General features: G+C 33.4%; 11 protein-coding genes. 7 read left to right on the top strand and 4 right to left on the bottom strand.

Features of this window, described 5'->3' with window-relative positions:
* Positions 1–131 precede the first annotated feature (131 nt).
* On the bottom strand, positions 132–275 hold the full coding sequence (locus P2W65_RS03525) for a hypothetical protein (protein WP_179004248.1): 144 nt from the start codon (positions 273–275) through the stop codon (positions 132–134).
* A gap of 290 nt (positions 276–565) precedes the next feature.
* Here P2W65_RS03525 and P2W65_RS03520 point away from each other — a divergent pair, with 290 nt between their 5' ends.
* Together P2W65_RS03520 and P2W65_RS03515 are read left to right on the top strand one after the other, a co-directional pair.
* Positions 566–886: a roadblock/LC7 domain-containing protein gene (locus P2W65_RS03520; RefSeq protein ID WP_289663580.1), complete on the top strand. Its 321-nt coding sequence runs from the start codon at positions 566–568 to the stop codon at positions 884–886.
* A gap of 26 nt (positions 887–912) precedes the next feature.
* On the top strand, positions 913–1,287 hold the full coding sequence (locus tag P2W65_RS03515) for a hypothetical protein (protein ID WP_289663579.1): 375 nt from the start codon (positions 913–915) through the stop codon (positions 1,285–1,287).
* 86 nt (positions 1,288–1,373) lie between these two features.
* On the opposite strand, the gene P2W65_RS03510 is transcribed toward P2W65_RS03515, so the two are convergent.
* Both P2W65_RS03510 and P2W65_RS03505 read right to left on the bottom strand, forming a co-directional pair.
* Positions 1,374–2,150 (bottom strand): alpha/beta fold hydrolase, encoded by a 777-nt coding sequence (locus P2W65_RS03510; RefSeq protein ID WP_289663578.1) that lies wholly within the window; start codon positions 2,148–2,150, stop codon positions 1,374–1,376.
* Positions 2,151–2,178: 28 nt separating this feature from the next.
* A complete protein-coding gene (locus P2W65_RS03505) occupies positions 2,179–2,721 on the bottom strand; it encodes a sigma-70 family RNA polymerase sigma factor (protein ID WP_289663577.1) in 543 nt (180 codons plus the stop codon).
* A gap of 163 nt (positions 2,722–2,884) precedes the next feature.
* Here P2W65_RS03505 and P2W65_RS03500 point away from each other — a divergent pair, with 163 nt between their 5' ends.
* From P2W65_RS03500 to P2W65_RS03490, 3 genes are all read left to right on the top strand, one after another.
* Entirely contained in the window at positions 2,885–4,018 is a 1,134-nt protein-coding gene (locus tag P2W65_RS03500; protein WP_289663576.1) for a FecR family protein, read from the top strand.
* Positions 4,019–4,178: 160 nt separating this feature from the next.
* Positions 4,179–7,565 (top strand): TonB-dependent receptor, encoded by a 3,387-nt coding sequence (locus P2W65_RS03495; protein WP_289663575.1) that lies wholly within the window; start codon positions 4,179–4,181, stop codon positions 7,563–7,565.
* 4 nt (positions 7,566–7,569) lie between these two features.
* Positions 7,570–9,426: a RagB/SusD family nutrient uptake outer membrane protein gene (locus P2W65_RS03490; RefSeq protein WP_289663574.1), complete on the top strand. Its 1,857-nt coding sequence runs from the start codon at positions 7,570–7,572 to the stop codon at positions 9,424–9,426.
* A 59-nt stretch (positions 9,427–9,485) separates the two neighbouring features.
* On the opposite strand, the gene P2W65_RS03485 is transcribed toward P2W65_RS03490, so the two are convergent.
* A complete protein-coding gene (locus P2W65_RS03485; protein ID WP_073410371.1) occupies positions 9,486–10,289 on the bottom strand; it encodes a TIGR00266 family protein in 804 nt (267 codons plus the stop codon).
* Positions 10,290–10,468: 179 nt separating this feature from the next.
* Between P2W65_RS03485 and P2W65_RS03480 the strand changes: the two genes are divergently transcribed.
* Both P2W65_RS03480 and P2W65_RS03475 read left to right on the top strand, forming a co-directional pair.
* Complete coding sequence (locus P2W65_RS03480) at positions 10,469–10,822, top strand: hypothetical protein (protein WP_091494488.1); 354 nt, start codon at positions 10,469–10,471, stop codon at positions 10,820–10,822.
* 89 nt (positions 10,823–10,911) lie between these two features.
* Entirely contained in the window at positions 10,912–11,430 is a 519-nt protein-coding gene (locus P2W65_RS03475; protein ID WP_184159361.1) for a ferritin, read from the top strand.
* The last annotated feature ends 40 nt before the right edge of the window (positions 11,431–11,470 follow it).

The following is an 11,470-nucleotide window of genomic DNA, read 5'->3' as shown; positions in this document are numbered from 1 at the left end:
CTGTTCTGAATTATTTGTCCGCAAACAGGACAATTTTATTGGTGGTCGCTAAACAAAATAGAAAACGGTTATTGTCATTAAATCAATAAAAAAGCCGAACTTTTTATGAAGTTCGGCTTTTTAAAGAGCTTTTAGCTGAATATTTTTTTGAAGAAACCTTTTTTAGATTTTTCTCCAGAAGCCGTATCATTGATATGTCCGTTTTCAATACGAAATCTTCTAAACTTCTCCAGTTTTACATTTAGGTCAAAGCGTAATTCGTCAACAGTTTTCATAAATAAAAATTTTTTGCAAATCTATATAAAAACATTTTGTAAATGCAACATTCTGCAAATGTTAATTTTAGAATTGAGTTTTATGAAACGAAATGTTACGATTTTAATATAATATGTTTTTAATGTTAATTTTTATTGCAGATTTTTTGCAAAAAAATGAGATTAATTATATGATAAATAAAAGTGAGTCAGTCTGTTATATCTGTATTTTTTTTAACAAGTGTTTATCGCGCAATTGTTAAAGATTGAAATATCTTTGACCCTTCCAAAAACATGACAAATAAAAGAATATGATTGATTTACAAACACTAGTACAAGAGACTGGAGCAGAATCTGGATTGAGTTTTAATATTGATGGAATCTTAAACGAGTCTGTTAATTTAGAATACGACGGAAATGTTGCAGCTATGATCGGAATGATCTTAAAGATGTGCCTTGAAATGTCGGAAGACGTAAATAACGGTGATCTTAAACAAGTTATGATTAAAAATAATGACGGAATTGTCGTTGCTATTAAAAACGAAGAAGATAACTGCATCGCGTTACTTTCTAAGGATTTGAGTAAAATGGGACTTTTACTTCGTAAAATGGATACCGTTTTCAGCAATTAATTGTAAACTTAAAACTTTAATAAAATATGTCAGATTTTTTACAAAACTTTCAAAACGATCTAAAAGAAAATATTAACGGATTTATCGCCGTTTCAGTAACCGAAGTTGAAACAGGAATGTCTTATTGCTCGCTTACTGCAAAATCAGATTTTGATCCAGAATTAGCGTCTGCTTACAATTTAGAAGTTGTTAAAGCAAAATTGAATGCTATTAGAGCTTTAGGATTAGATCAAAAAATTAATGATATTTTAATTACACTTACGGATCAAATTCATATTATTGATCTTTCTGACGATGGAAGATATTTTATCTATTTGGCTGTAGATTCTAATAAAGCAAATCTTGGTTTAACAAGAGCAGTTTTGTCAAGATATAAAAAAGATATTATCACCAAATTATAACGATTTTTTTGCCCCCAACAAAGAAAAAAAAGGCTATTTCGACTTTCTGTCTGAAATGGCCTTTTTTGATTTTGTGAAATGGGATTTTATTCGAAGAAATCTGCTAAAACAGTTTTTAAGGCTTCTTTATTCTCGATTTGGCTCATGTGGCCGTCTTCAAAAGAAACTAATTCTGCTGTTGTATCTTCAATTTGAGAAAGACTGTCTTCGTAATTTAGAACCGGATCTTTTTTTCCTAAGATTAATAAAACGGGAAAACGATTTTCTTGTAAAAGCCATTCGCGGTCTTTTCGTATTTTCATTCCTTCCAATGAAGCTATGATTCCTTGTAAAGGTGTCTTTAAAGCTTCGGCTTTTACTTTTTCAATTTCGTCTACTAATCGGGTTCTGTTGTTTTCGCTGAATAAATTGGCTATTGCCAGACTTACGAAAGCGACATAATTTTGTTTTACTGCTTTTATAGCTCTAGTTCTGTTGATTTTTTTCTCGGGATTGTCCTCTTTAGAAGTGGAATTCAGTAAAACTAATTTTTGGATTTTCTGTGGAAATAATTCGGCGAAAGCCAAACCTACATAACCGCCCATTGAATGTCCTAAGATTGTGGCTTTTTCAATTTTTAAATGTTCTAAAACTTTGTTTACTGCATTCGCATTGTCTTCCATTTCATGAACATAACCTAGAGAATCTGATTCGCCATGTCCTAGTAAATCAATTGTAATAATGCGGTATTTATCGGAGAAAAAAGCAACATAGTCTTTCCACATTTTTTTGTTTTCGAGAAAACCATGAAGGAAAATAATTGTGTTTCCTTTTCCAGCGTCGGAAAAAGATATTTTGGTGTTTTTGTATAAAGTGTGATTCAAAACGGATATTTTAAATAGCAAAAATACGCTATTTTATTAGCCATATAAAATACAGTATGAATTTTAACTGAGAGAGATTTTGAGATTCTCGTAAAGAAGCATAAGCTCTTTTCATTTGTGTTTTTACAGTATTTATGGAGATATTGTGGTCTTCTGCGATTTCAGCATAACTCAATCCTTCGACAACGTGGGATATAAAAATTTCTCTTCTGGATTGAGGAATTTTATCTATTAAAGTTTGAATTTTTGGTTTTTTGTTCTCTTCTGTATTCTCAAATGCTGTCTGCTCTTCAGATTTAGGTGTAACAATTTTGGTGTTTTGCAGGCTGATTGTTTTGGTTTTTTCTAAATACTGAAGACTTAGATTTTTAATTGCTTTTGTACCATAGGCTTTAAACGAAATGCTGAAATTTAGTGTTTCTTCTTTTTCCCAGAGGTAAGTAAAAAAATCCTGAACAATGTCTTTTGCTACATCTTTATCCTTTACAATGTTAAACGAAACCAATGAAAAAAAGACAAAGTGTTCTTTGTATAAGGTTTCAAATGTTTTAAAATCTTTATAATTCAGCATCTCCAAATATCATTTATTCGTTTGTAATGGATTACATTGTGTCAAATGTAAAATAAAAAGTTAGTTTTTTTTTGTAATGTGTAAAAAAAATCAAAAAATATTGATTTGTTGTCACCCTAAAAATATTTTTTTCTAACATGTAAGAAACACTATATAAAAACAAATGACTCCAAATTCAAAATTGATTAACGTCCTAAGGGAAATAAAGTCCAAAGGAAATGTTGATGCTACTACAATAGCATCTTTATCTCCGGAAGAACAGGATTTAATACAAAACCTTCAAAGTAATGGTTTACTGGAAGAAGCATTATCGTATGCAGAATCGATAGATACTGATGAAAACTGGGAAGAACTGGAAGGAAAATTAAATGTAAATAAAAAGTCAGTCGTAATTAACTGGAGAAATGTTTATCAGTACGCGGCAATTTTTATTTGTCTTTTAGGATTGGTTTATCTTATTCAATATAAAACTGGTAAACAATCAAAGCCAGAGGTTCCTTCAGATGCTATTCAGTTGGTCTTGGAAAATGGAGATATTCAGGTTTTAAATCCTAATGGAGAACAACAAATAATTAAGAAAAATGGAGAAGTAGTGGCTTCTCAGAAAGAAAATGAAATTAATTATCGTTCGGATAAAGCGATTAATAAATTGGTTTACAATGAGATTAAAATTCCTTATGGTAAAACCTTTAAAATAAAGTTGTCGGATGGAACTTCGGTAAGTATGAATGCAGGTTCTTCTTTAAAATACCCAGTCCAATTTATTAAAGGACATAATAGGGAAGTAGTTTTAGAAGGAGAAGCTTTTTTTGATGTGGCAAAAGACAAAACACATCCATTTATTGTAAAAACAAGAGGTGTCGATGTAAAGGTTTTAGGAACAAAATTTAACGTGAGTTCATACAAAGAAGACCAAGATATTAATACAGTATTGGTCGAAGGTTCGGTTAGTTTATCGGATAAAAACAATAAAAAAGCAATGCTTGAACCAGGTGAAAAAGGATCTTGGAATAAGGAAGAAACAGAAATCGCTGTCGAAAAAGTAGATACTCGTTTTTACACAGAATGGATTAATGGTGAAATTGTTTTTAGAAAAACAGCTTTTAAAGATATCGTTATCAAGCTCGAACGAACTTACAATGTAAAGATTGAAAATAACAGACAAGATATTTTGGATAAAAAATTTAATGCCAGCTTCAATAAAAATATTGAAAGTATAGATAAGGTATTGGAAACAATGAGTAAAATAATGGGGTTCACTTATAAAAAAGAAGGGGAACTGATAAAAATAAACTAACTATTTACTAACCAACCAAAAACCAAAACGTATGAAGAGGATGTAATTTTTTAAAGAAATACAAGAAGTAAAATCGGAAAATAGTACCAGTATTTTCCGATTTAGTAATGTATTTCAAACGATGTATCGAGATTAAATCATTTAAAATCAATCCAAAATTATGAAAAAAATAATTAAAAGGAATTGGCTCAGTCCTTATTTGCCTGTAATCAGCCTAAGAATGAAACTAACCACACTATTATTGATGCTTTCGTTGATGAGAATTCAAGCGAGCGTCTATTCACAAAATACAAAGCTGACATTAGATGTAAAAAATACTTCAGTTGAGAAGCTGTTTAATAAAATCGAGTCTGTTTCAGAATACAGATTTCTTTTTGAAAGCAGTATAATTGACTTGAACAGAAAGATAACCCTTAATGTTAAGAAGCAGAAAATCGATGCGATATTAGAAGAAGTATTTAAAGATACTGACATTTCTTATAGTGTAGCCGATCGCCAGATTATATTGGTAAAGAAAAAAAAGAAGGTAAATCTACCAGAGAAAAGTGCGTTTCCGAATATTGTAGTTGAACAAGGAATTGAAATCACAGGAGTTGTAACAGACTCCAGAAATCTGCCAATACCGGGTGCGAATGTTAATGAAAAAGGAACTAAAAATGGAGTATCAACTGATTTAGACGGAAAGTTTACAATTCGTGTAAACGGAACCAATAGTGTTTTAGTTTTTTCTTTTATAGGATTTGAGAATAAAGAAGTAACTGTCGGTCAAAGTAAATCTTTGAGTGTGATTTTAAGCGAGCAAAATTCGGCACTAAATGAAGTCGTAATTGTAGGTTATGGAGCAGTAAAGAAAAAAGATTTGACAGGAGCTGTAGCAACAGTAAAATCGTCTGATATTGTTTTGAGTCCGGTTTTAAGTCCGATGGAAGCACTTCAGGGAAGAGTTTCGGGTTTGGATATTCAGCGTGGATCTGGAAAAGCAGGAACTTCTCCAAAAGTATTATTAAGAGGAAACCGATCTCTTACGGCTAGTCAGGATCCGTTATATATTGTGGATGGAATTCCTTCAAGTATTGATAATTTAAATCCGAATGATATTGAAAGCATCGATGTTTTAAAAGATGCTTCGTCAACAGCAATATATGGTTCTTCGGGAGCGAATGGAGTTATTATTGTTACCACTAAAAAAGCAAAAGCTGGAAAAACACAAATAGATGTTAACAGCTATTTTGGATTAAATGGTTTCTCTTCTTTCCCGGCGCCGCTTACAGGTGATAAATGGTTAAGTTACAAACGCGACCGATTTTATTTAGACAACGGATATCAGGCTACAAGTTTAACCGATTTAGGCTTAAACGCATCTGCCATTGCAGCTATCGAAAACGGACAGTATGTAAACTGGATTGATGAAACTTTACAGGTAGGAACGCAGCAAAATCATAACCTTTTTATGAGAGGCGGATCTGAAAAAGTTCAGGGATATTTCTCTTTAGGTTATGTTGGTGAAGAAGGAATCTATCAAAATGATAAAGTAAACAGTTTTAATTCAAGAGGAGGAGTTGATATTAAATTCAGTGATAAATTTAAAACAGGTTTTCAACTGATTTTAAACTATCGTAAAAACAGCACTACAAACAGTAGAATTAATAAGGCCTACAGCGTTTATCCTTTAGGAGTTCCATTTGACGAAAACGGCATTGTAAATCTTTATCCGATAGAAGGAGATCCCAACAATATTAGCATTTTGGCGAATAATTATCCGGGTGCTTTTGCTAATGAATCTTTAAGTTATAATGTACAGTTCAATCCTTATATGGAATTTGAATTTTCTAAAAACCTGAAGTTAAGATCTAATTTAGGAACGCGATTTTCAGGAGGCAGAGCAGGAACTTTCCAGAATAAAAATTCATACAATTTATTGTCCGAAGGAAGAACAGCAAGTGAGGCGACTTATAATATGACTTTGGGGTACAGTTATATCTGGGAAAATATCCTGAATTATAATTTTAAGCTAGGTAAAGATCATGATTTTGGTTTGACAGGAATTACCTCTTGGGCAGACAGTAGGTCAGAAGGAACTTATATGGGCGGTAACGGTATTGATTATGATGATTTCCAGTTTTATAATATGGGAGCTGTAAAAAATCTTACTACGAGAATGAATACTTACAGCCAGTTTAACAGAATGTCTTTTGCCGGACGTTTTAATTATAGTTTTAAAGGGAAATATTTGTTTCAGTTAACGAATAGATGGGACGGAGTTTCTCCTTTAGCCGAAGGCAATAAATGGGCCTCTTTTCCATCTGCATCATTGGCTTGGCGTATCAGTGATGAAAGCTTTATGCAAGGAACGAGTTCATGGTTGAATAACTTAAAACTAAGATTAGGTTACGGTATTTCAGGATCGGCAAATATTGATCCGTATTCTAGTTTGACCAGAACTGCAACTAAAACAAGCAGTCTTTCTCTTGGAGGTAGTACGGCTTTACCAATGTACGTGCCTACAGAGCATATTTCGAATCCGGATTTAACTTGGGAACGTTCGACAAATACGAACTTAGGTTTGGATGTTTCGGTATTACATAACAGAGTCGATCTTGTAGCAGAATATTATTGGACCAATACAGATGGTATTTTATGGGATCGTCGTCTGCCAACCAGTTCAGGTGGTTATGATGCTAAAACACCTTATAAAAAGACTTCGAATATTGCGACTTCTCAGAATAGAGGTTTTGAGCTTTCTATTAATACTAAAAATATTGATACCGAAAACTTCAAATGGAATACATCTTTTACTTACACGCACGCTACAGAAAAGTTGACGAACATTGATTTAGGAAATTTAACGGTTGCCGAATTAATTTCAGAAGGCCTTTTCATTGGACAGACTCCAGCTGCAGGAGGTGTATTTTATGATTATAAAAAAATAGGAATCTGGCAATTGGGTCAAGAAACTGAGGCGGCTTTGTATGGTGCTAAACCGGGAGATATAAAATTGCAAACAGTTCCACAAGTTGATGCTAATGGAGTATCGGATAATGGTGTACACGTTTATTCTACAAAAGACAGAATGATCGTAGGAAACAATGTTCCAGATTATTTCTTTGGTTTTCAAAACACATTCAAATACAAGAATTTTGATTGTACGGTATTTGTAAACGGAAGATATGGCGGTATGATGCGTGCTCAGGTTTTAGGATATTGGAACAAAGAAGCACAACCAGAAACGTATAGTTATTGGACACAAGACAATCCGACAAACGATTTTCCTAGACCGGGCGGTAGTTTTAATACACAGTTTCAATCTTCATTAGAATTGGTGGATGCCTCTTATATCAAAATCAAAAATATTACTTTGGGATATTCGATGCCGCAAGATTTCCTTAAAAGAACAGGGATAAGTTCAATGAGACTTTATGCAACGTCTTACAATCCTTTTGTTTTTAGCCGAAGCCATTTGTTGAAAAATGTAGATCCAGAAAGTGGAGGGTCAGATTCATTTCCATTATTTAAACAAGTTGTTTTTGGTCTTAATTTATCATTATAGTATTATGAAAAAGTATATCAATATAAAATCAGTAATTGTCTTAATGTCTTTGATGGTTGGTTTGCAATCATGCAGTTTAGACGAAAAAAATCTTACAACTGTTTCTTTGGATAAGTCCTATAGCGAAAGACCAGGATTTGAAGGATTAATTAACAGCTGCTACGAGAATCTTTATTTTCTTCACGGAAAGGTAGATTATATAGCGCCTACAGAAGCTGGAACAGATTCTTGGGAAAATGTTGGTACTAGCGGAATTGGTTATACACAATACACAAGTCAATTAAATCCAGACGATGGTAATATTAAAGTAATTTGGGGAACAGCATACACAACTATCAATCTTTGCAATACGGCAATTTATTATGCAAAAGATGTAAAAGGGTATTCTTCTACAGAGGAAATGAATTCAAAATTAGCTGAAGCTTATTTTCTAAGAGCTTTCAGTAATTTCATATTAGTAGAGCAATTTGGAGGTGTGGTTTTAAGAACCAAATCATCGATTATTGAAGGAGCAGATAACTCACCTGTAAGAAGTTCTGAAAGAGAGTTTTACGATTTAATTATCGAAGATTTAAAATTTGCCTGCATACATCTTCCTGTGCAGCAAACTTTACAGGGAAGAGTAGCTAAGAAAGCAGCGTATGGTTTATTAGCGAAAGTATATCTGCAGCGAACACGATTAGGAGATGTTTCAGAATATGCAAAATTAGCTTTGGATACTGCTGAAGAATTAATCAATAACGCAGCAAAATATAATACCGCTTTGTATTTGAGTGATAATACGAAATCAGGATTTAGCAAACTGTGGGATGGCAACAATAACAAGAAAAACACAGAATTCCTGTTCACACAGGGAATTGACCCAGGCGGACTTAATCCTGAAGGCTACAACAGAGGAAGAACAAGGCAATATTATTTGCCTGATTTAGCAACAAGAGGAGCTGAATGGGGAGCTGGGGCAACTAGCATTTTATACGGAAGAGCCAACAGCCGAATGCTAAGACCAAGTAAATATTTATTGACAGAAGTTTTTTCGCCAGTGCCATCGCCAGCAGATACTCGTTTTGCAGAAACATTTACTTTTAAGTTTTATGCAGCAGCTAATAAAACGATTACACAAACAATGGCGACTGCTTACAAAAAAGATCCTTCTGTAGTAGGTTACACCATTAAAAATACTTTAGCACAGGCAATTCCATCGGTTAATTTTTATTCTCAAAGAATAGAGGAGCAAATTAACATGAATAATGATGAAGGGTTGGCTGTTTTTACTCCAAATTGGAATATCGATCCTGTGGTTAAAAGTAAAATGCCTGTTTTAGTTGCTGATCCGAGCGATCTCTTCGAACCTGGAACCAATAAATACAAAGATCCTGCAATGTATCCAAATGATCCCAATCTGATTAATATATTTCCAGCGATGCGAAAATTCTCTGCAACGTTGTACTGTCAAAGTAATCAATATTGGTTAGGAGATACTCCGATAATTCGTTTGGGCGAAGTGTATTTGATTGCAGCGGAAGCCGCTATTTTAAATAGTGATCAAAGTAAAGCCTCGACTTATGTAAATACTTTAAGAAAAAGAGCCGCTTTGACATCAAGAGAAAATGAAATGTTAGTGTCAAGCGGTCAGATGAATATTGATTTTATTTTAAAAGAAAGAGCAAGAGAATTATCTGGCGAACATACAAGATGGATTGATTTAAAACGTACGGGAAAATTAACTAAAACCTATTTAGATCAGACCAATCCAATTGCTGGGACAAATTTTGTTGATGGAAAACATATCGTTAGACCAATTCCAAGGTCATTTTTGGATGCCATTTCAAATGCCAAAGAATTTGGGAATAATGGATATTAAGTGCACTTTTGGTTAGGTGTTAGTGGGGGCAGTTCGAAAGAACTGCCCTTTTTTATAAATTAAAATCGGTTATCGCCATCCAAAAGATTTCCTAATCCGCCAAGAAGACTTCCTTCATCACGGCTGTTACCTCCAGATCTTGGTGCAGAGGCAATAATACGATCTGCTAATCTAGAGAAAGGCAACGATTGGATATAAACCGTTCCCGGGCCTTTTAAAGTAGCATAAAATAATCCTTCACCTCCAAAAATTGAATTCTTGATCCCGCCAATAAATTCAATATCATAATCGACATCTTTGGTAAAACCAATAATACATCCTGTATCTACTTTTAGAACCTCCCCGTGACCTAATACTTTTTTTGCCATTGTTCCTCCTGAATGTACAAATGCCATTCCGTCTCCTTCAATTTTCTGCATGATGAAACCTTCACCGCCAAATAAACCACGTCCTAGTTTTTGAGAAAATTCTATTCCAACAGAAACACCTTTGGCAGCGCATAAGAATGAACTTTTTTGACAGATAAATTTGCCTTGAAATTCAGTTAAATCAATTGGAAGAATTTTTCCGGGATAAGGTGATGCAAAGGATACTTTACTTTTAGTATTGCCTTGGTTTAAAAATGCCGTCATAAATAAGCTTTCGCCGGTAAGTACTCTTTTTCCAGCGCTTAAAAGTTTGCCAAACAAACCTGAACCTTGTTGTTGAGAACCATCGCCAAAAATGGTTTCCATCTGGATGTTGTTTTCCATCATCATAAAACTGCCAGCCTCGGCAATAACAATTTCCTGCGGATCCAATTCGATCTCCACATACTGCATTTCTTCTCCAAAAATCTGATAATCTATTTCGTGCGCTTGCATAATTTCTTAGTTATTTGTTTTCAAAATTAGACTCACGATGCCTTAGAATGTTACAGTTTTTAGTGTGCTTAGGCTATTTTTAAATAGATTAACAAATTTTGTTATTTTAAATTAGTCTTAATTATGCGTTTAATTACTTTAAATTATATATTTTTGCACCGTTATCATATTTTATCAGAATGTTAGTTAGTGATTTGACCACCAAAGTATTATTTGAAACCGAAAAAGGATACAGTTATCAATGTGATTTGACCAATAGTATTATCATCAATTTTGTTGATACTGTGTCAAGTTATAAGATTCAAGATTTTTTGATTTTTCAAAGAAAGGTGAATAGCGTTGACATTTTGAATATGCTTTATGACTTATCTGATCAGTCGGATGCACAGCTGATTGAAACTACCAAAAGAAATTTTTCCAGAAATCTTACCATCTGCGAAATCGTGCAACTAAGAGATTTACTAAACGGTACTAAATTTACCCTTAATTTGCATTCTATGCTCTGTAATATGGTAAATGTGGAGCTTATTTAGATTCTTACTTAGATTAAATCCAAATTTTCAGGGGGTTACGCCTGTATCCTTTAATTTTAGTAATTTTACACCTATAAAAATTAAAGGTTATGAAAGATTTACTTAGAACACGTACTTCATTAGTTGAAGGTGTAGAAAATATATTGAACTTACAGGCAAAATTAGAAAGCGATGCTTCTAACAAATATTTAGCTATGGCTGCATGGTTGGATAGAAATGGTTATGCTAATACAGCATCTTATTTGTACAAGCAAGCCGAAGAAGAAAGAGAGCACTTTCTAAAAGTTTTCAAATATATTACAGATATGGGAGGGATTGCAGTTACGCCATCTATCCCAGAAGTGCAGCAAGAATTTGCTTCTTTAAGAGAAGTATTCGAAATTGCTTTGCAAAATGAAATTGCAGTTACGCAGGCTGTGAATAAAGTAATCGCAAAATGTAGAGCTGAAAACGATTATGCTACAGAAGATTTCATGATGTGGTATGTAGCTGAGCAGAGAGAAGAAGAGAAAAATGCTAGAAGAGCTTTAGAACTTTTTGATTTAATCGACGAAAACGAAGCAGCTGGTAAATTCCAATTGGACGTACAAATCTCAAAAATCGGATAATAACCGATTTATAATGAGTTGTCCTGAAAAAGGTTGACTA

It is taken from the genome of Flavobacterium panacagri (assembly GCF_030378165.1).
Taxonomy (GTDB): Bacteria; Bacteroidota; Bacteroidia; order Flavobacteriales; family Flavobacteriaceae; genus Flavobacterium; species Flavobacterium panacagri.
Note: the sequence above shows the minus strand (reverse complement) of the source record. Positions and strands in the feature narration are given on the sequence as shown.